The sequence below is a fragment of the Paraburkholderia jirisanensis genome (assembly GCF_054782355.1).
Map to the genome: position 1 here is coordinate 527,963 of NZ_BAAGSQ010000029.1, position 19,040 is coordinate 547,002.

At 66.6% G+C, this 19,040-nt stretch carries 15 protein-coding genes; 7 read left to right on the plus strand and 8 right to left on the minus strand.

The features are described 5' to 3' along the window. Window positions 1-4 precede the first annotated feature (4 nt). The 5 genes from ACYVNQ_RS28070 to ACYVNQ_RS28090 are packed head-to-tail and all read left to right on the plus strand — an operon-like array spanning window position 5 to window position 4,215. Window positions 5-511, plus strand: coding sequence for a hotdog family protein (locus ACYVNQ_RS28070; protein ID WP_460906999.1), 507 nt, complete (start codon window positions 5-7; stop codon window positions 509-511). Next, window positions 508-1,233, plus strand: coding sequence for a 3-ketoacyl-ACP reductase FabG2 (locus ACYVNQ_RS28075; RefSeq protein WP_460907001.1), 726 nt, complete (start codon window positions 508-510; stop codon window positions 1,231-1,233). The genes ACYVNQ_RS28070 and ACYVNQ_RS28075 overlap by 4 nt, the downstream gene beginning before the upstream one ends. Then, the gene (locus tag ACYVNQ_RS28080) at window positions 1,233-2,459 is read left to right on the plus strand and encodes a beta-ketoacyl-ACP synthase (RefSeq protein ID WP_460907003.1); all 1,227 of its coding nucleotides are present in this window, start codon (window positions 1,233-1,235) and stop codon (window positions 2,457-2,459) included. Before ACYVNQ_RS28075 ends, ACYVNQ_RS28080 begins: the two co-directional genes overlap by 1 nt. Then, entirely contained in the window at window positions 2,456-3,703 is a 1,248-nt protein-coding gene (locus ACYVNQ_RS28085; RefSeq protein ID WP_460907005.1) for a beta-ketoacyl synthase N-terminal-like domain-containing protein, read from the plus strand. Before ACYVNQ_RS28080 ends, ACYVNQ_RS28085 begins: the two co-directional genes overlap by 4 nt. A 56-nt stretch (window positions 3,704-3,759) precedes the next feature. Then, window positions 3,760-4,215 carry an excinuclease ABC subunit A gene (locus ACYVNQ_RS28090; RefSeq protein ID WP_460907007.1) on the plus strand — a complete coding sequence of 152 codons (456 nt, stop codon included), beginning with the start codon at window positions 3,760-3,762 and terminating at the stop codon, window positions 4,213-4,215. A gap of 59 nt (window positions 4,216-4,274) precedes the next feature. Here the strand turns inward: ACYVNQ_RS28090 and ACYVNQ_RS28095 are convergent, their stop codons facing one another. After that, window positions 4,275-5,009 carry a class I SAM-dependent methyltransferase gene (locus tag ACYVNQ_RS28095; RefSeq protein ID WP_460907009.1) on the minus strand — a complete coding sequence of 245 codons (735 nt, stop codon included), beginning with the start codon at window positions 5,007-5,009 and terminating at the stop codon, window positions 4,275-4,277. A 120-nt stretch (window positions 5,010-5,129) separates the two neighbouring features. Between ACYVNQ_RS28095 and ACYVNQ_RS28100 the strand changes: the two genes are divergently transcribed. Then, window positions 5,130-6,392 carry an NAD(P)/FAD-dependent oxidoreductase gene (locus tag ACYVNQ_RS28100; RefSeq protein WP_460907011.1) on the plus strand — a complete coding sequence of 421 codons (1,263 nt, stop codon included), beginning with the start codon at window positions 5,130-5,132 and terminating at the stop codon, window positions 6,390-6,392. A gap of 160 nt (window positions 6,393-6,552) precedes the next feature. Here the strand turns inward: ACYVNQ_RS28100 and guaD are convergent, their stop codons facing one another. From guaD to ACYVNQ_RS28135, 7 genes are all read right to left on the minus strand, one after another. After that, the gene (gene guaD, locus ACYVNQ_RS28105) at window positions 6,553-7,905 is read right to left on the minus strand and encodes a guanine deaminase (RefSeq protein WP_460907013.1); all 1,353 of its coding nucleotides are present in this window, start codon (window positions 7,903-7,905) and stop codon (window positions 6,553-6,555) included. Window positions 7,906-7,966: 61 nt separating this feature from the next. Then, window positions 7,967-9,013, minus strand: a complete 1,047-nt coding sequence (locus tag ACYVNQ_RS28110; protein ID WP_460907015.1) for an adenosine deaminase — start codon at window positions 9,011-9,013, stop codon at window positions 7,967-7,969. A gap of 53 nt (window positions 9,014-9,066) precedes the next feature. Beyond that, window positions 9,067-10,080 carry a xanthine dehydrogenase accessory protein XdhC gene (gene xdhC, locus ACYVNQ_RS28115; RefSeq protein ID WP_460907017.1) on the minus strand — a complete coding sequence of 338 codons (1,014 nt, stop codon included), beginning with the start codon at window positions 10,078-10,080 and terminating at the stop codon, window positions 9,067-9,069. Window positions 10,081-10,248: 168 nt separating this feature from the next. Further along, the gene (gene xdhB, locus ACYVNQ_RS28120; RefSeq protein WP_460907019.1) at window positions 10,249-12,762 is read right to left on the minus strand and encodes a xanthine dehydrogenase molybdopterin binding subunit; all 2,514 of its coding nucleotides are present in this window, start codon (window positions 12,760-12,762) and stop codon (window positions 10,249-10,251) included. Continuing rightward, window positions 12,762-14,303: a xanthine dehydrogenase small subunit gene (gene xdhA, locus ACYVNQ_RS28125; protein ID WP_460907021.1), complete on the minus strand. Its 1,542-nt coding sequence runs from the start codon at window positions 14,301-14,303 to the stop codon at window positions 12,762-12,764. The genes xdhB and xdhA overlap by 1 nt, the downstream gene beginning before the upstream one ends. 392 nt (window positions 14,304-14,695) lie before the next feature. Next, on the minus strand, window positions 14,696-15,202 hold the full coding sequence (locus ACYVNQ_RS28130) for a disulfide bond formation protein B (RefSeq protein ID WP_460907023.1): 507 nt from the start codon (window positions 15,200-15,202) through the stop codon (window positions 14,696-14,698). Window positions 15,203-15,428: 226 nt separating this feature from the next. Further along, entirely contained in the window at window positions 15,429-16,805 is a 1,377-nt protein-coding gene (locus tag ACYVNQ_RS28135; RefSeq protein ID WP_460907025.1) for an amidase, read from the minus strand. A 340-nt stretch (window positions 16,806-17,145) separates the two neighbouring features. On the opposite strand from ACYVNQ_RS28135, the gene ACYVNQ_RS28140 reads away from it, so the two are divergent. Continuing rightward, window positions 17,146-18,903: a cation:proton antiporter gene (locus ACYVNQ_RS28140; protein ID WP_460907027.1), complete on the plus strand. Its 1,758-nt coding sequence runs from the start codon at window positions 17,146-17,148 to the stop codon at window positions 18,901-18,903. Window positions 18,904-19,040: the final 137 nt, after the last annotated feature.

Sequence of the window (19,040 nt, forward strand, 5' to 3'; positions counted from 1 at the left end):
GCGCATGACGAACCTGACACCAACCACCGCCGCCAGCGCCGTGTCGACAGGCCAGCAGTTCGAGCCGATCGAAGACATCCTGCCGCATCGCGGCACGATGTTGCTGGTCGAGCGCGTCAGCGCCTGCAGCGACACGACGCTGACCGCCCACGCGACCGTTCAACCCGACGCGTGGTACGCCGACGCCGACGGCGCGATGCCCGCATGGATCGGCATCGAACTGATGGCGCAGGCGATTGCCGCACACGTGTCGCTGCTCGCGATGCGCGCCGGCGGCCGTGCCCGTCCTGGCGTGCTGCTGGGCTCGCGCAGCTACGCGGCGCAGGTGCCGGCATTCGCGCGCGGCGCCGCGTTGCGGATCGACGTGACGGAAGTCTTGCGCAGCACCGAAGGCCACGGCGCATACGAATGCACGATCGGCCACGGTGACGTATGCGTGGCCGAAGCCGTCATCAAGGTGTTCCAGCCGACCGATTTTCAGACGTTCATCGAAGGGAGCAACGACTCATGAGCCGGCGGGTTCTGATTACCGGGGCAAGCCGCGGCATCGGCCGCGCGATTGCGTATCAACTGGCCGCGGATGGCTTCGCGGTGACGGTGGGTTGCCGCAGCGGTCGCAGCGAAGCCGAGGCGGTGACGGCCGGCATCGCCGCGCAGGGCGGCGCCGCGCGCGTGTTGCAGTTCGACGTGCGCGAGCGCGCGGTGTGCCGCGCGGTGCTCGAAGCAGACGTCGCCGCACATGGCGCGTACTACGGCATCGTCTGCAGCGCCGGCGTGACGCGCGACGCCGCGTTTCCCGCGCTGACCGACGAAGATTGGGACATCGTGATCGAAACCGGTCTCGACTCGTTCTACAACGTCGTGCATCCGCTGACGATGCCGATGGTGCGCGCAAAGCAGGGCGGCCGGATCGTCACGATCGCGTCGGTCTCGGGCGTGATGGGCAATCGCGGCCAGGTCAACTACAGCGCGGCGAAAGCCGGTTTGATCGGCGCCAGCAAGGCGCTCGCGGTGGAACTCGCGTCGCGCAACATCACGGTCAACTGCGTGGCGCCCGGGCTGATCGAAACCGGCATGCTCGACGAGATGCCGCTCGAACACGCGCTGAAGACCGTGCCGATGAACCGCGTCGGCCAGCCGGCCGAAGTGGCCGCGGCGGTTAGCTTCCTGATGTCCGATTCAGCTTCTTACGTGACGCGCCAGGTGATCGGCGTGAACGGCGGGATGGTGTGATGAAACGCGTCGTGATTACCGGCATGGGCGGCGTGACCGCATTCGGCAGCCACTGGGACGATATCGAAGCGGCGCTGAGGCGTGGCCGCAACGCCGTGCGCCGCCTCAGCGAATGGGATTATTTCGAGTCGCTGCATACGCGCCTCGCGTGTCCGCTGCCCGGCTTCGAGGTGCCCGCGCATTATCCGCGCAAGAAGACGCGCTCGATGGGCCCGGTGTCGATGTACGCGGTGCGCGCGAGCGAGCTCGCGCTGGCCGACGCGGGCCTCGCCGATGACGCGTCGATCAGCGATGGGCGCATGGGCGTCGCGTACGGTTCGTCGTCCGGCTCGGTCGAGCCGATCCGCGCGTTCGGCACGATGCTCGAAACCGGCTCGATGACGAGCGTCACGTCGAACAGCTACGTGCAGATGATGCCGCATACCACCGCGGTCAACGTGAGCCTGTTCTGGGACCTGAAGGGCCGCGTGCTGCCGACCTCGTCCGCCTGCGTGTCGGGCAGCCAGGCGGTCGGCTTCGCATACGAGACGATTGCGGCCGGCAAGGCCACGCTGATGTTCGCGGGCGGCGCTGAAGAGCTGTCGGGCCCGGCGGTCGCGGTGTTCGATACGCTGTATGCGACCAGCACCCGCAACGACGAACCGCAGCAGACGCCGCGTCCATTCGATGCGGCGCGCGACGGCCTCGTGGTCGGCGAAGGCGCGGCGACGCTGGTGCTCGAAGAGTACGAACATGCGCGGGCGCGTGGTGCGCGCATCCATGCGGAGATCGTCGGCTTCGGCTGCAATTCGGACGGCGCGCATATGACGCAGCCGACCGCCGACACGATGGCGCGCGCGATGCAGCTCGCACTCGACGACGCGCAACTGTCCGCCGATGCGATCGCTTACGTGAACGCGCACGGCACCGCGACCGATCGTGGCGACGTCGCTGAAAGCGCGGCCACCGCGCAGGTGTTCGGCGCGCGCATGCCGATCAGCTCGCTGAAAAGCTACGTCGGCCATACGCTCGGTGCGTGCGGCGCGCTCGAAGCGTGGTGGACCATCGAGATGATGAAGCGCAACTGGTTCGCGCCGACGCTGAACCTGACGCAGGTCGATCCGGCCTGCGCGCCGCTCGACTACATCGTCGGCGATGGACGCACGATCGACGCGGACTACGTGATGAGCAACAACTTCGCGTTCGGCGGCATCAATACGTCGCTGATTTTCAGGCGCGTGCGATGACGCGATCGCAGCCGCGCGAGCCCGTGCGTGTGGTCGTGACCGGCATGGGCATCGTGTCGTGCCTCGGCAACACGCTCGACGGCGTGTCGACTGCATTGCGCGACGGCCGCTGCGGGATCGTGCGGGTCGAGCGCTGGCGCGAGCGGCAGTTCGCGAGCCAGGTGGCCGGCGTAGCCAGCACGCACGACGAACCGCCGTTTTCGCGCAAGCTCGAGCGCTTTATGGGCGACACCGCGCGTTTTGCGTGCCACGCGGCGCGCAAAGCGCTCGACGACGCGGCACTCGATCCATCCGCGTTGCACTCGCCGCGCGTGGGTGCGGTGATCGGCTCGGGCGTCGGCGCGCTGTCCGCATACGACGCGGCGATGGCCGTCGTGCTGGCGCGCGGTATCGACAAGGCGCCGCCGTACACGGTGCCGCAGGCGATGAGCAGCACCGCGTCGGCCAATGTCGCGCAGGTGTTCGGCATCGAAGGGATTGCGTATTCGCCGTCGTCCGCGTGCACGACGTCGGCGCTCGCGATCGGCCAGGCGATGCAGCTGATCCAGAGCGGTGCGCAGGACGTCGTGCTGGCCGGCGGCAGCGAAGAATTGCACGATCACGCGGCGCTGATGTTCGATGCGATGCATACGCTGTCGCGCCGCTGGAACGACTCGCCGCTCTATGCCTCGCGACCCTACGACACGGCGCGCGATGGCTTCGTGATCGCGTCCGGCAGCGGGGTGCTGGTGCTCGAGGCGCTCGACCATGCGCTGGCGCGCGGCGCGCGCATTTACGCGGAGCTGACCGGTTTCGGCCAGTGCACCGACAGCGCGGGGATGGTGACGCCTGGCGCGCCGGGCATCGCGCGGGCGATGCAGGGCGCGCTCGATGCCGCGCAGGCACGGCCGGACTATGTGAACACGCACGCACCATCGACGCCGTTGGGCGACCTCGAAGAATTGCATGCGCTGCGGCACGTGTGGGGCGACGACGTGCCGCCGTTTTCGTCGACCAAGGGCTTGACCGGGCATCCGCTTGGCGCCTGCGGTGCGCATGAAGCGATCTACGCGCTGTTGATGATGCGCGACGGCTTTATCGCGGGCACCGCGCCGATCGACACGCTGGAACCGTGTACCGCAACGATGCCGCTGGTACGCGACACGCGTGCGGCGACACTCGAGCGGGTGATGTCGGTGTCGTTCGGCTTTGGCGGCAGTTGCGCGAGCCTGATGTTCGAAGCGTGGCACGGTGGGCCCCGCTGATTTTTTTGACAACCGCAGTAACACCCAGGCAATCAAAACCCGAAGAGGAGAGCGTCATGAAGAACCAGAAGAAACACCCGCTGTTGCTTGTCCTGTTGACCGCTGTGTGCGCAACCGTCGCCGCGTCGCATGCGTATGCGCGCGACACGGTTGCCAATTTCCCGATCGACGAAGCGCTGAAAAGCGAACCCGGCAAAGTGACCGACGACGTCGCGTTGTATTTCGCGGGGCAGCGTCATCCTTCGGTGGCGAAGTCGTACGGCGAGTTCGCCACCAACAAGAAGACCAACGCGTTCGGCAAGACCGACGAGAAGGCCTGCCAGCACGTGTTCCTGTCGGCTGTGATCGAACTGCAGGACCGCGCGCGCAAGGAAGGCGGCAACGCGGTGATCAACATCAAGAGCAACTACCGTAACGAAGAGCGCGAGAGCGCGACCGAATACACGTGCGGCGCGGGTGCGGTGATTGCTGGCGTAGCGCTGAAAGGCGACGTAGTGACGCTGAAGAAGTAATGCGACGATGAGCGCGGCGCCAAGGCCTGCAGCGTAACAAAGGCTAAAGCGGCGGCAGTCTAGCGTGTCTTGACTGCCGCCACGTTGACCAGCGTTTCGCGCCGCTTGCCCGGCTTCGGATGATGCAGTCCGAGCCGTTCGAGCAGGCCGAAATCCGCCGCGCGGCTCCACCACAGATACGGCAGCGACACGTTCCGTTCGCCGAACGAAAAGCCGCCGTGGCGGATCATCTGCAGATAGCCGTCCGCGCTTTTCTGCACGTGCATCGGGTGGCGGAACAGCAGGCGGATCACCCACGACCTGATGTACGCATCGGTCGATTCGGCGAACAGCAGCACGCCGCCTGGCTTCAGCACCCGGCGGAACTCGGCGAGCGCACGCTCCTGCTCGACGAGGTGATGGAAGGTTTGATGGCAGAACACGATATCGGCGCTGGCATCGGGCAGCGGCAGCGCGGCGCAGTCGCCATGCAGCAGCTCGAATTGCGGCGCGGCGGGCCCGCTGTTGCAGGCGCGCGCGGCATCGGCGGCGAGTGCCAGCGAGGGTTCGTGGTAGTCGATGCCGACGATGCGCGACGGTTCAAACGCGGTAGCGAGCAGCTTGAAGGAAATGCCCTGGCCGCAGCCGACATCGACGATGACCGGGCGCCTTGGCAGCGGCGTGTCGATCAGCCGTTTGAGGTCGTTGATCGCGACGCGCAGCACGTGGTGTTCCCACGTATAGGTGCGCAAAAACCAGATGCCGAACGCCGATTCCGGCACGAACGGCACGTGGGAAGTTTCGGACGACGGCATGGGATCCCCCCGTTTGCAGGTCTGATTGTGATGTTGCCGCCATTGTAATCGCGGCCGCCGGCCAACGGCAGCATGCTCCTGCAATTGCAGCGGAATTTGACGAAAGGTAAACCAGGATCGATGAATACGAACACGCATAGCGCAGAGAATCAGGTCGCCGACGTCGCCATCATCGGCGCCGGTCCGTCGGGAGCGGTGGCTGCCGCGCTGCTGAGAAAAGCCGGACGTTCAGTGCTGGTGCTCGAACGTCAGCACTTCCCGCGCTTTTCGATCGGCGAGAGCCTGCTGCCGCAAAGCATGGCGTACCTCGAAGAAGCAGGCATGCTGCAGGCGGTCGTCGAAGCCGGGTTTCAGTACAAGAACGGCGCGCATTTCGTGTATCGCGGGCAGGCTGCTTCGTTCGACTTTCGCGACAAGCATACGGGCGGCTGGGGCACCACGTACCAGGTCGAGCGCGCCGTGTTCGACGATCTGCTGATTCGCTGCGCAGCGCAGCAGGGCGCTGAAGTACGCTTCGGCCACACGGTGCGGGCGATGCAAACGGGCGACACGCCGGTGCTCGACGTCGAAGACGAAGCCGGTCATGCGTATCGGGTCGAGGCGCGCTTCGTGCTGGATGCGAGCGGCTTTGGCCGCGTGCTGCCGCGCCTGCTCAATCTCGAAGCGCCGACCCGCATGCCGACGCGCGCGGCGATCTTCACTCATGCCCGCGACACCAATCCGCCTGGCACTTACGATCGCAACAAGATCACGGTTGCCGTGCATCCGCAGCACCGCGATGTCTGGTATTGGCTGATTCCGCTGGCGGGCGGCCGGATGTCGGTCGGCTGTGTTGGCGAGGCGAGCTTTCTCGACGTGCCGGACGCGCAACGCGAAGCGAAACTGCGTGAATTGCTGCACGAAGAGCCGACGCTGGAAGCGCTGATCGGCACCGCGCCGTTCCTGATGCCGGTGCGGCAGATCGGCGGCTATGCGGCCAACGTCGAAAAACTGCATGGGCCGGGCTATGCGTTGCTTGGCAATGCGGGTGAGTTTCTCGATCCGGTGTTTTCGTCGGGCGTGACGATCGCGCTGCGCTCGGCGCATCTGGCGGCGAAGACGTTGCTCAAGCAACTGGATGGCGCGGCCGTCGATTGGCTCGCGGACTACGATGTGCCATTGCGCAAGGGCATCGACACGTTCCGTGCGTTCGTCGAACGCTGGTACTCGGGCAAGTTGCCGGACATCATTTTCTATCCCGAGCAGACGCCGTCGATTCGCCGGATGATCAGCGCGATTCTCGCGGGCTATGCATGGGATGAGACCAATCCGTATGTGGCGGATCCGGTGCGGCGGCTCGATGCGCTGCATGAGGTGGCTTGCATGGGCCTCGCGCAGAAGTAAGCGGCCGACGCAGCGAGCGCGGCACGCGCCGCACACGCGGCACACGCAGCACACGCAGCACACGCAGCACGCGGCTGCTGCCGGCGCGACGCAGGCCGGCCGCTGCGCAATGCGCTAGCCGAGGCGGCCAGGCTGCTTTGCCTCGCGCCACGGCTTTCGCTCATGCCACGGCGTGCGCCGCCCGTGCCGTCTGGCGCACTGCGCTGCGCTCGCGCACAGCATCGCGCTGATGCACCCGTTCGCCCGCCGCATAGGTTTCGTACACGGCGCGGTCGTCGCCGAGCAGCGCGAACGCAAACAGCAATTCTTCGAGCGTCCCGGTACGCGCCGTGCGGCGCGCGAGCAGCGGCGTCGCCTGCGGATCGAGCACGACGAAATCCGCTTCGCTATCCGGTTTCAGCGTGCCGACCTTGTCGCCCAGATCGAGCACCTGTGCCGCGCCCGCGGTCGCAAGCCAGAACATCCGCGTTGCGCTCAGGTGATAGCCGCCAAGCCGCGCCACCTTGTGTGCCTCGTTCATCGTCTGCAGCATCGAAAACGACGTGCCGCCGCCAACATCGGTGGCCAGCGCGAGCGGCAGGCCGGTCTGATCCGCCTTCGCGAAGTCGAACAGGCCGCTGCCGAGAAACAGGTTCGAGGTCGGGCAATGTGCGGCGATCGCGCCGGTTTGCGCCATCCGTTTGCGGTCCTCGTCGTCGAGATAGATGCAGTGGCCGTACACCGCGCGACGGCGCAGCAGCCCGTAGTGGTCGTACACGTCCAGATAGCTGCGGTGGCCCGGGAACAGCTCGGCGACCCATTTCACTTCGTCGGTGTTCTCCGCGACATGGCTTTGAATGAACACGTCCGGATGCAGCCGCGCGAGCTCGCCGCATGCGCGCAGCTGCGCGTCGGTCGAGGTCGGCGCGAAGCGCGGCGTCAGCGCATACATTTGCCGGCCGCGGTTGTGCCAGCGGCCGATCAGCTCGGCGCTGTCGTCGTAGCCGGATTGCGCCGTGTCGCGCAGGAAGTCGGGGCAGTGGCGGTCCATCAACACCTTGCCCGCCACCATGCGCAGATTGCGCGATGCGCTTTCGCTGAACAGCGCATCGGCCGAATCCTTATGCACCGTGCAGTAGACCAGCGCGGTGGTGGTGCCGCAGGCGAGCAGCTCGTCGACGAAAAAGCGCGCGGTGTCGCGCGCGTAGACCGGATCGGCGAAGCCGCGCTCGGTCGGGAACGTGTATTGATCGAGCCACGGCAGCAGCCCGGGCGCCGGCGACGCGATCATGTCGGTCTGCGGAAAATGGATGTGCGTGTCGATAAAGCCCGGCACGATCAGCTTGTCGCGCAGGTCTTGCACCGGCGTGCCGCTTGCGAGCCGGTGAGCCAGAGCGGCATAAGAGCCGGCCGCCACCACATGGCCGTCTGCGACGATCAACAGGCCGTCTTCTTCGAAGACCGCCGCGTTGGACGAGTGCGCAGGGTCGCCGTTGAACGTCAGAAGTTGCGCGCGAAAAGCCGATTGATTCATCACAGAAAACGTCTCCGTATTGTTGAGGTGATGCGCGCGCGGCGCGCACGCCGCGCGTGGTTCAGTGCGCGGGCTTGCCGTGCCAGTGCGCGTCGAGGCGCGCGATCAGTGCGGTGCGTTCGGCCGGCGTGACGAACGACGCCTCGAAGCCGTTGCGGATGATCGTGTAGACCTCGGCATCGCTCAGTTGCAGCGCGTCGAGGGTCGCGAAATAGTTGTCGTTGACGTAGCCGCCGAAGTACGCCGGGTCGTCGGAATTCACGGTGACGGCCACGCCCTTGTCGAGCAGTGCCTTCAGCGTATGTTGGGTCAGGTCGTCGAACACGCACAGCTTCAGGTTCGACAGCGGGCAGACGGTCAGCGCGACGCGCGTGTCGGCGAGGCGCGCGACCAGCGCCGGGTCTTCGATGCTGCGCACGCCGTGATCGACGCGGTCTACTTTCAGCAGGTCCAGCGCTTCGTAGATGTACGACGGCGGGCCTTCCTCGCCCGCGTGTGCGACGAGTTTCAGGCCCATCGCGCGGGCCTTCGCGAACACCCGCTCGAACTTCGAAGGCGGATGCCCGCGCTCGGACGAGTCGAGGCCGACGCCGATCAGCCGGTGCCGGTATTGCTCGAAAAGCGGCAGCGCGGCTTCGAACGTGGCGAGCGCATCGGCTTCGGAAAGATGGCGCAGGAAACACAAAATCAGCTTGCTCGACAGGCCGCGCTGTTCGGCATCCGCGAGTGCGCGCTCGATGCCGGCAACCGCCGTCGCGATCGGCACGCCGCGCTCGGTGTGCGTTTGCGGATCGAAGAAAATCTCGCTGTGCACGACGTTGTCGGCCAGCGCGCGTTCCGCGTAGGCCATCGTCATGTCGTAGAAATCCTGCTCGTGCAGCAGCACGCTGGCGCCGGCGTAATAGATGTCGAGAAACGATTGCAGATCGGTGAACGCGTATGCGGCGCGCAGCGCGTCGATCGACGCATACGGAAGCTGCACGTGGTTGCGTTGTGCGAGCTGGAAAATCAGTTCGGGCTCGAGTGAGCCTTCGATGTGAATGTGCAGCTCGGATTTCGGTGCGCCCGCAACCTTCTGGGCGAGTGGGGAGCGGATGGTTGTAGTCATTAGCGGCTCTGGGTCGGTCAAATGATGTTGCTGTAAATATGCTTTGCTGTGCTTCAGGCGCTTTGTGCCGCGTGTGCGTGCGCGTTGGCCTCGACGGCCTGCAGCAGCTGCGCGGCGGCCGAGATCGCGATCACCTCCGGCGCCTTGTCGACGATGCCGTCCACGCCGAGCGGGCACTTCATCCGCGCGATCTGCGACGGGTCGATGCCGCGCGCGGCGAGCCGATGCTCGAACTGTTTGCGCTTGGTGTGCGAGCCGATCATGCCGAAAAATGCAAAATCGCCGCGCCGCAGGATGCGTTCGGCGAGCGCGAGGTCGAGCTGGTGATCGTGCGTCATCACGATGAAGTACGTGTGCGGCGCGGCCTCGTCGATCGCTTCGTCGGGCGCGTCGTTCGGGTCGATCGTCAGGTTGCGCACCTGCAGCGCTTCCGCCGGCGGAAACTGCGCGTCGCGCGTGTCGACCCAGCGTACGCGGCATGGCAAGGTGCCGAGCACGCGCACCAGCGCCGCGCCGACGTGTCCGGCGCCGAACAGCACGACGGCGAAGTCGCGTGGCGCGATGGTTTCGGTCAGCAGTGCGCCGCTGTCGTCGAAGCCGGCGCCATCCCACAGCAGGCAGTCGGCGCTTTCGACGCCGGGCTCAGGCTCGGACACCATCACCGCGTCGGGCGCCGGGCCGAACGACACGCTGCGCAGCGTCGATTGGCCCGCGGCGAGGCGCTTGGCCAGCGACGTGACCCAGCCGAGGTCGCCGACGTCGAGCCGTTCGAAGGCCAGCACCACGGCGCCGCCGCAGCACTGTCCGAGGCTCGGGCCGAGCGCGAAGCGTTCGAGGCGGCGCGTGTGCGGCGTGCGCATGCCGTCGCGCAACACCTGGCGCGCGGTCTCGATCGCTTTCCATTCGAGATGTCCGCCGCCGATCGTGTGGCGCGCAGCCTCGCGCGTGACGATCATCTTGGTGCCGGCTTCGCGCGGCGCCGAGCCTTCGGCGCGCGCGACGGTGACCAGCACGACGGCGTCGCCGTGCGCGAGCAGTTGCTGCAGATCGGTAAGCCACGCATGCATCGGGCCGTACTCCTTGCGGTGCCGCGCGGGTTGTCCGGCGGCGGGTTGTTCGGGGCGCCGCGCGCGGGTGGCGCGCGGCGGACGGTGGGTCTCTCAGGTTCTCTATGTGTTTTGTCGGGCTACTTTGATGAGGGCTGGCGGGCCTTCACCTTCAGCGACGGTGTCCGCCTAGGTGTGCGTGGCCGCTGCTTCGGCAGTTGGACTGGCCGCCGCTGGATTCGTTTGATCGGGCTGCTGCGTCGTTTGCGGCGTGGTTTGCTGCGCTGCTGCGAAAGCCTCCAGCGCATCGAGAATCGCTTCGGGCGTAGCCGGTGCGCGCAACGGCGGCGCGCCGTGCAGATCGGGCAGCGCGGCGGCAATTGCGTCGCGAATCGCCAGAAGCACCGAGAACGCCAGCAGCAGCGGCGGCTCGCCGACCGCCTTCGAGTGGAATACGGTCGGCTCGGCGTTGTCGTTGCGGTACAGCTTGACGTTGAACGCGGCAGGCGTGTCGTTGACCGCGGGAATCTTGTAGGTCGAAGGCGCGTGCGTCATCAGGCGGCCGTCGCGGTTCCACCAGAGCTCTTCGGTGGTCAGCCAGCCCATGCCTTGAATAAAGCCGCCTTCGATCTGGCCGATGTCGATGGCCGGGTTGATCGAGCGGCCCGCATCGTGCAGCAGATCGGCGCGCAACAGTTTCCATTCGCCGGTCAGTGTATCGACCACCACTTCGGACACCGCCGCGCCGTACGCGAAGTAGTAGAACGGATGACCGGTCAGGGTTTTGGCATCCCAATGCACTTTGGGCGTCGCATAGAAGCCGTCGGACCACAACTGCACGCGCGCAAGATACGCGGCATTGACGAGCTGCGCGAACGGCATCGACGCGCCCGCAGCTTCCACCGCGCTGTTCGCGAACCTCACGTCGCTCGCGGTGCAGCCGAACTGTTGCGCGGCGAGTGCGGCGAGCCGCTCGCGTATCGTGCGCGCGGCGGCTTGCGCGGCTTTGCCGTTCAGATCGCTGCCGGTCGATGCGGCGGTGGCCGACGTGTTCGCAACCTTCGACGTATCGGTTGCCGTTACGCGCACGCGCGACAGCGGCAAGCCGAACTCGTTCGCCACCACCTGCGCGACCTTCGTGTTGAGCCCCTGGCCCATCTCGGTGCCGCCGTGATTGACCAGCACCGAGCCGTCCTTATAGACATGCACCAGCGCTCCGGCCTGGTTCAGAAACGGCACATTGAACGAGATGCCGAACTTGACCGGCGTCAGCGCGATGCCGCGTTTGAGCACCGGGCTGTGCGCATTGAAGGGCGCGAGCGCGGCGCGACGCGCGCGATAGTCGCTGGATGCGAGCAGTTCGTCGGTAAGCGGCGCGAGCACGTTATCTGCGACGTGTTGGCCATACGGAGTCGTATCGCGTTCGCCGATGCCGTAGAAATTCGCGCGCCGCACGTCGAGCGGATCCAGCTTCAGCTCGCGCGCGATATCGTCCATCAGCACTTCCATCACCAGCGCGCCCTGCGGGCCGCCAAAGCCGCGAAACGCGGTGTTCGACTGCGTGTTGGTCTTGCACGCCAGCGCGACGATGTCGACGTCGGACAGGTAATACGCGTTATCGAAGTGGCACAGCGCACGCGTCGCGACTGCGCCGGACAGATCCGCTGAGAATCCCGCACGCAACGCAATTTCGACACGTGTGCCAAGAATCCGGCCGCGCTCGTCGAAGCCTGCTTCATATTCGTACACGGCGTCGTGCCGCTTGCCGGTGATCATGAAATCGTCGTCGCGGTCGGCGCGCAGCTTGACCGGGCGGCGCAGCGCGTGCGCGGCCAGCGCTGCGGCGCATGCGAACAGCGCCGATTGCGATTCCTTGCCGCCGAAGCCGCCGCCCATGCGCCGGCATTCGCAGACCACGCTATGCGCTGGCAAGCCGAGCATGTGCGCGACCACCTGCTGCATCTCGCTCGGGTGCTGGGTCGAGCTGTAGACGAGCATGCCGTCCATTTCCCGCGGGATCGCATAGGCGATCTGGCCTTCCAGATAGAACTGCTCCTGGCCGCCGACTTCGAAGCTGCCGGCAAGCCGGTGCGGTGCCGCGGCGATTTGCGCTGCGGGGTCGCCGCGTTTCAGATGCAGCGGCGGCAGCACGAACTGCTTGCGCGCTTTCGCCTCGCTGGCGGTGAGCACCGCTTCGAGCGGTTCGTAGCGCAGCACGTCGTCGCTTTTCGCCAAGGCCGCGGCGCGGCGTGCGAGTTCGTGGCTGGTTGCCAGCACAACGAAGACCGGTTGGCCGAGGTAGAGCACTTCGTCTTCGGCGAAGATCGGGTCGTCATGGATGACCGGGCCGCAGTTGTTTTCGCCGTGGATATCGGCGGCGGTGAAGACCGCGACCACGCCCGGTGCACTGCGCACTGCCGTGAGATCGAGCGATACGATGCGCGCGTGCGCATGCCGCGACAGGCCGAGCGCGGCGTGCAGCGTGTCGCGCAGTTCGGGGATGTCGTCGGTGTAGGTTGCTTCGCCGGCGACATGCAGCGCGGCGGATTCGTGCGGCAGCGGTACGCCGATCGCGGCCTGGGCGGAGTCGTCCGCAGGGGGGGAGCGGGTGGGCGCGGTCGCGGGGGCCGAAGCAGATACCGCTGCCGCTGGATCCGTGCTGGCCGCGCCGGTCGCGACGCGCGCTTCGCTTTGCTGGTTCATCACAGCGGCTCCTTCTCGACTGCGACAGCATGGGCGTCGATGCTGGCCGCGTACTCGAACGCGCTGACGTCGATACGCGAAAGCGGCGCTTCGGCACGCGTTTCGAGATAGAAACGCCACAGCAGATTGCGCGCGACCTTCAACCGGTAGGTGCTGCTCGCGCGCATATCGGTGAGCGGCTGATAGTCGCTTGCCAGTGCGTCCATCGCACGCCGCGCCGCGGCTTCGTCCCACATTGAACCGTTTAGTGCGGCTTGCGTATGTGCGGCGCGCTGCGGCGTCGCGGCCATACCGCCGAACGCAATGCGTGCTTCGACGACGTGGCCATCGTTCACGCGCAACGCAAATGCCGCGCAGACCGCGGAAATATCCTGGTCGTAGCGCTTCGAAATCTTGTAAGTGCGAAAACGCAGATCAGTCGTCGCGCGCGGCACGCGCAGCGCCGCGACGAATTCGCCTGGCGCGAGCGCGGTTTTCTGGTAGCCGGTGTAGAACGCATCGAGTGGCAGCGTGCGCGTCTGCGCCCGATGCCGCAGCACGACCTGCGCATCGAGCGCGAGCAACGCAGGCATCGAATCGCCGATCGGCGAACCATTCGCGACGTTGCCGCCGAGCGTCCCCGCATTGCGGATCGGCAGCGACGCGAAGCGTGTCCAAAGCTCCGCGAGTTCGGGATATTCAGCTGTGAGCGCGGCATAGGCCGCTTCGAGCGACGCCGCTGCGCCTATCGTCAGCGTGCTCGCGTCGCGCTCGATGGTCTTCAGTTCGTCGACATTGCCGATGAACAGCATGTCGCCGAGATCGCGGAACTGTTTGGTCACCCACAAGCCGACATCGGTGCCGCCCGCGACGATGCGCGCCTGCGGCTGCGCGGCCCGCAGCTCGGCAAACGCGGCGGCGCTGAGTGGCGCATAAAAGGTCGGCGTGCCGAGTGCGGTGCCGCGCGCATCGGGTGCACTGTATTCGAACGTATCGTCGCGCCGGATCGATGCGAGCGCGCGCGTCACCGCGGCGCGGTCGAACGGCGCGCGCGGGTAGTCGAACATCTGTTGCGCGGCGTCGACGATCGGCCGGTAGCCTGTGCAGCGACACAGATTGCCGGACAGCGCGGCCGCGATTTCGTCACGCGGCGGCGGGCCTGCGTCTGCCGCGCGGTTCTCGTACATCGCCCACAGCGACATCACGAAGCCCGGTGTGCAGAACCCGCATTGCGAGCCGTGACAGTCGACCAGTGCCTGTTGCACCGGGTGCAGCGTGCCGTCGGCGGCGCGCAGATCCTCGACCGTGAACAGCGCGCGGCCGTCGAGCGTGGGGACAAACTGGATGCAGGCATTGACCGCTTTCAGCGCGAGCGCGCCCTGCGTATCGAGTTCGCCGACGACCACCGTGCAGGCGCCGCAGTCGCCTTCTGCGCAGCCTTCCTTGGTGCCAGTGCAATGCCGGTCTTCGCGCAGATACTGCAGTACGGTGCGCGACGCAGGCAGCTCGTGCACTTCGTGCACGGCGCCTTGCTGGAAGATGCGGATGGTGTGCTTTGTCATGGCGAAAACGGAAAGACATTGCGGACCGGGCGCGCGTTACGCATTGAGGCCGCATGACACTGCCTCGCGCACGTAGATCGCCATCCATTAGCGGAAGATAGCACCAGCTTGTCCCGAAAATATTGCGGGGACCACATGAGGGCTATTCAGCAGCGGCCATGCCTGCTGGGTCGAGGCCGCTGCGGGGCGCGGCGCAAGCGCTTGCCGATCGCGCAAAGCCGCGCGGGGCAAGGCTCGGCGGCCGGCAGGCGCGATTCGCGCGGCGACTGGCGGAGGTGCGCCGCGCGGCCAGGTGTTTACGCGAACCCATGCGCGACAGGTGCGCGCGAGCAGCGAGGTTCGCTAGGCCGAACACCGTTGCGGGGTTCGGCAGGCGGCTGACAAACCCGGCTTCAGCGCGCGCGGCGACGCCGCCACAGGCTCGACGCGAGTGCGATGAAGGCGAGCACGAAGCCGATCAGCGACCAGCCCGGCAGCGAGATGCCGACCAGCGGCGGATAAGCGGTTTCGCACAGGCCGGCGACCTTGAACACGCTCGGCAGCCAGTGTGCGGGCGGCAGGCCGTCGACGACCGGTTGCAGCGCGTCGAAGCCGCAGCTGAAATTCGGATGCGATTGCACGAACACGTGCCGTGCGGCCGTGACGATCCCGCCGAGCGCGGACAGCAGCGCGAGGAATTCGAGCAGCCGCACGCCGCCCCAGCCGCGCAGCCGCGCGCCGAGGAACGCGAAGATCGCGATCAGCAGGTAGAAGTAGCGCTGGATGATGCACAGCGGGCAAGGATCCTGGTGCTCGACGAACTGCAGATAGAGTGCGCCGCCCACCAGCGCGACGCAGACGAGGGCCAGCAGGACCAACAGGCGGCGCTCGCGGCGCAGCAGGGCGTTATCGTTGTACATGAGCGGTAGCCGTAGCGTGGAACCCGGACGGGTGCCGCGATTCTAGCGCGAACCCACGCGGCGTCGCATGCGCTGCCGCGACATTTGTAAGCGGGATTTGGGAGGCTCGTGCGGGTGTGCGTTTGGGTGTGCGTGGGTGTGCGTGTGGGCCCGGCGGAGGAGGGCTGGCGCGGCTTGCGACGCGCGCTCGCACCCGGCCCCGCCGACCCCATCGGGCTTGCTGTGCTCAGCGAATCGTATTGAGCACCGCTTCGACCGCACGGCCCACCGCGAGCAGTGCGTCATCGCTGTACGGCGCGCTGGCGAGCATCAGGCCGACCGGCGCACCATCGCGCGGATGACACGGCAGCGACAGCGCGCATGCATCGAGGAAATTGAACGCGCTCGGGTTGCGCAGGATCATGCCGTTAATGCGGAAGAACGATGCGTCGTCGCGCTCGACGTCGGCGATGCGCGGCGGCACCAGCGGGATGGTCGGCGCGACCAGCGCATCGAAGCGTTGCCACAGCGGTCGTGCTTCCGCCAGCATGGCTTCGCGCGCGGCAAGCAGATCGAGATAGTCGGCGGCGCTTGCGGGTTCGCCCAGCATGATGCGATGGAGCACATGCGGGTCGTAGCTGTCGCGATGCTTTTCAAGCAGCTTGCGATGCCACGCATACGCTTCCATCGACGAAAAACCGATCCGGTTCACGTCGGGCAGCCGCTCGAGCGCGGCGAAGCGCACCTCCGAGACGATCGCGCCGGCTGCCTCCAGATGCTTGAGCGCCGTGTCGAGTGCTTGCTGGACTTCCGCATCGAGACCTTCGTTCACATAGTTGGTCAGCACGCCGAGCCGCACGCCTTCGAGCGGCCGCGCGGCCGGCACTACCGGCTCGAGGCCGGCCAGCAGGCGGTCGACCAGCGCGCAGCAGGCCACCGAGACGCCGATCGGGCCGAACGAATCGAGTGTGGTCGACAGCGGCACGCCGCCTTGCCGCGGAATGCGCGCGGCGGTCGGCTTGAAGCCGGTCAGGCCGCACAGCGCGGCGGGCACGCGGATCGAGCCGCCGGTGTCGGTGCCGAGCGCCACCGCCGCCATGCCGTCGGCCACCGAGGCCGCCGCGCCCGACGACGAGCCGCCCGAGATCCGTGCGTCGCCTGGGACGCCGCGCCGGTATGGCGAGTGCGGATTGCCGTAATGCGGATTCAGGCCGACCGCGGAGAACGCGAACTCGCTCATGTTAGTGCGGCCGATCAGCACGGCACCGGCGCGCCGCAGGCGGCCGACCGCCACGGCATCCGTGCTGGCGGGCGGCGCGTCGGCGAGCGCGCGCGAGCCGGCGCGCGTGACCTCGCCTTCGATGTCGAACAGATCCTTGATCGATACCGGAATGCCCGCAAGCGGCGACAGTACGGTGCCGGCGGCGCGCAATTTATCGTGTGCGTCGGCAGCGGCACGCGCGCCGTCTGCATCGCTGGCGATAAAGACGCTCGAGCCCTGGCCCGCCGGATCGGCGATCCGTTCGAGTGCGGTTTCGACGAGCGCGCGGCTGGTCGTACGTCCGGCGGCGAGGTCGGCGGCGAGTTGGGCGAGCGGCGGGAAGGGCTTGAATTCGGCGGTCATGGCGGGTCGGATGCGGTTCGGTTGGGGGCGAATGCGGTTCGGATGCGGTATGGGTGCTGCGCATGCGGTATGAATGCGCGGCGCGAATCTCACGGTACGGATGCAGCGCGACGGCACGTGCGGCATGCAGTTGCGCGACGGCCGATGCCGCAGCGGCTTGCATGCGTTTGCGCCGGGTCCGGTTGAAAAGCTCAGCCAGAGCGGCCCTTATTGTCGCCCGATCAGCAATGGTTCTGCACGTTGGCAAAAATGTCGGTGTGACAGCCCGACGCGATTCAGCAGTCACATTTTGTGCGATACCATCGACCTCTGAAGTTTACTTTCTGTAAGGATTTCGACTATGCACCAAGGTATCGGCTTCATTCAGGATCTGGCAGTCGTGATGGCGCTAGCGGGCGTCGTCACGGTGCTGTTTCATCGCCTGAAGCAGCCGGTGGTGCTCGGTTATATCGCGGCGGGCGTGATCATCGGGCCTTATACGCCGCCGTTCCAGCTGATCCACGACGAGCAGACCATCCAGACGCTCGGCGAACTGGGCGTGGTGTTCCTGATGTTCTCGCTCGGGCTCGAGTTCAGTCTGCGCAAGCTGTTTCGCGTCGGCGCGACCGCGATCGTCGCCGCGCTGTCGGAGATCGTGCTGATGCTGTGGATCGGCTATGAGATCGGCCGCGCATTCGGCTGGAGTTCGATGGACTCGGTGTTCCTCGGCGCGATCCTCGCCATCTCGTCGACCACGATCATCGTCAAGGCGCTCTCCGAACTCGGCATGAAGCGCGAAAGTTTTGCGCAGCTGGTGTTCGGCATCTTGATCGTCGAAGACATTCTCGCGATCGCGATGCTGGTGCTGCTGTCCGGCATCGCGCAGACCGGCCAGCTGAGCGCCGGCGTCGCGTTGGTCACGCTCGGCAAGCTGCTGCTGTTCATGACCGTCTCGCTGATCGTGGGCATCCTCGTCGTGCCGCGTGCGCTCAATTACGTCGCGCAGTCGCGCAGTGACGAAATGCTGCTGGTGGCGGTGCTGGGCTTTTGCTTTGCGTTTTGCCTGCTGGTCGTCAAGCTCGACTACAGCATTGCGCTCGGCGCCTTCCTGATCGGCGCGATCATGGCGGAATCGCGCCATCTGCATCGCATCGAGCATCTGATCGCGCCGTTGCGCGACGCGTTCTCCGCAATCTTCTTCGTGACCATCGGCTTGATGCTGAACCCCGCCGTGCTGGTCGATTACGCGTGGCCGATCGCGGTGATCACGGTGGCCGTGATCGTTGGCAAGATCGTGTCGTGCGGACTCGGCACCTTTCTCGCCGGCAAGGACGGGCGCACCGCGATGCGGGTCGGCATGACCGTTTCGCAGATCGGCGAGTTCTCGTTCATCATCGCGTCGCTCGGCCTGACGCTGAAGGTGACGAGCGCGTTTCTGTATCCGATCGCGGTGGCCGTGTCGGCGTTGACCACGCTGTTCACGCCGTATCTGATCCGCGCCGCCGATCCGCTGACGCGCCGCCTCGGGCATGCGATGCCGCGCTCGGTGGCCAACGTGTTCGGCCTGTACGGGCAGTGGCTGAGCAGCCTGCGGCCGGCGAGCGGCGCGCCGACGCTGTTCAGCATGACGCGGCGGATCATTGTGCAGATCGCGGTGAATCTGGCGCTGGTGGTGGCGATTTTTCTCGGCGCCTCGTATGGCGCGCCGCGCGTGAGCGGCTTGCTGGCCGCGTGGGTGCCGTCCGAGCCGATGCAGCGCGTGGTGCTATGGAGCGCGGCGCTGCTGGTCTCGATGCCGTTTCTGGTCGCGGTGTATCGCAAGACCAAGTCGCTCGCGCTGCTGCTGGCCGAAGTGAGCGTGCAGCCGGCGAAAGCCGGGCGCCTCACCGCGGCGCTGCGCTATGCGATTTCGGATCTGGTGCCGGTGGCGTCGATGATCGGGGTATTTTTGCTGGTTGCCGCGCTGTCGGGCGCGATCTTGCCGCCGACCGGCCTGCTGGTGGTCGTGCTGGTCTGCGCCGCGCTGCTGCTCACTGTGCTGTGGCGCTGGTGCGTGCGGATCCACGCGACGATGCAGATCGCGCTGCGCGAGACGCTCGACGAGCAGCCGGATCCTTGACAGTGGGCTTTCAATGGCGGGGTGGTGCGGTGGAAAGCGGCGGGGCGCGGAGGCGGCGGCGGGATGTGGCGGGGCGCGGCGGAATCGGGTTGGAGCGGCTTGGAGCGGGCTAGCGCAGGCCGCGGATGTAACCTGAT

Coding starts and splice junctions, on each gene's coding strand:
- ACYVNQ_RS28110 (WP_460907015.1), bottom strand. CDS start 9,013: ATGACTACAACCATCCGCTCCCCACTCGCCCAGAAGGTTGCGGGCGCA.
- ACYVNQ_RS28090 (WP_460907007.1), top strand. CDS start 3,760: ATGAAGAACCAGAAGAAACACCCGCTGTTGCTTGTCCTGTTGACCGCT.
- ACYVNQ_RS28100 (WP_460907011.1), top strand. CDS start 5,130: ATGAATACGAACACGCATAGCGCAGAGAATCAGGTCGCCGACGTCGCC.
- ACYVNQ_RS28130 (WP_460907023.1), bottom strand. CDS start 15,202: ATGTACAACGATAACGCCCTGCTGCGCCGCGAGCGCCGCCTGTTGGTC.
- xdhC (WP_460907017.1), bottom strand. CDS start 10,080: ATGCATGCGTGGCTTACCGATCTGCAGCAACTGCTCGCGCACGGCGAC.
- ACYVNQ_RS28085 (WP_460907005.1), top strand. CDS start 2,456: ATGACGCGATCGCAGCCGCGCGAGCCCGTGCGTGTGGTCGTGACCGGC.
- guaD (WP_460907013.1), bottom strand. CDS start 7,905: ATGAATCAATCGGCTTTTCGCGCGCAACTTCTGACGTTCAACGGCGAC.
- ACYVNQ_RS28080 (WP_460907003.1), top strand. CDS start 1,233: ATGAAACGCGTCGTGATTACCGGCATGGGCGGCGTGACCGCATTCGGC.
- ACYVNQ_RS28095 (WP_460907009.1), bottom strand. CDS start 5,009: ATGCCGTCGTCCGAAACTTCCCACGTGCCGTTCGTGCCGGAATCGGCG.
- ACYVNQ_RS28140 (WP_460907027.1), top strand. CDS start 17,146: ATGCACCAAGGTATCGGCTTCATTCAGGATCTGGCAGTCGTGATGGCG.
- xdhB (WP_460907019.1), bottom strand. CDS start 12,762: ATGAACCAGCAAAGCGAAGCGCGCGTCGCGACCGGCGCGGCCAGCACG.
- ACYVNQ_RS28075 (WP_460907001.1), top strand. CDS start 508: ATGAGCCGGCGGGTTCTGATTACCGGGGCAAGCCGCGGCATCGGCCGC.
- xdhA (WP_460907021.1), bottom strand. CDS start 14,303: ATGACAAAGCACACCATCCGCATCTTCCAGCAAGGCGCCGTGCACGAA.
- ACYVNQ_RS28070 (WP_460906999.1), top strand. CDS start 5: ATGACGAACCTGACACCAACCACCGCCGCCAGCGCCGTGTCGACAGGC.
- ACYVNQ_RS28135 (WP_460907025.1), bottom strand. CDS start 16,805: ATGACCGCCGAATTCAAGCCCTTCCCGCCGCTCGCCCAACTCGCCGCC.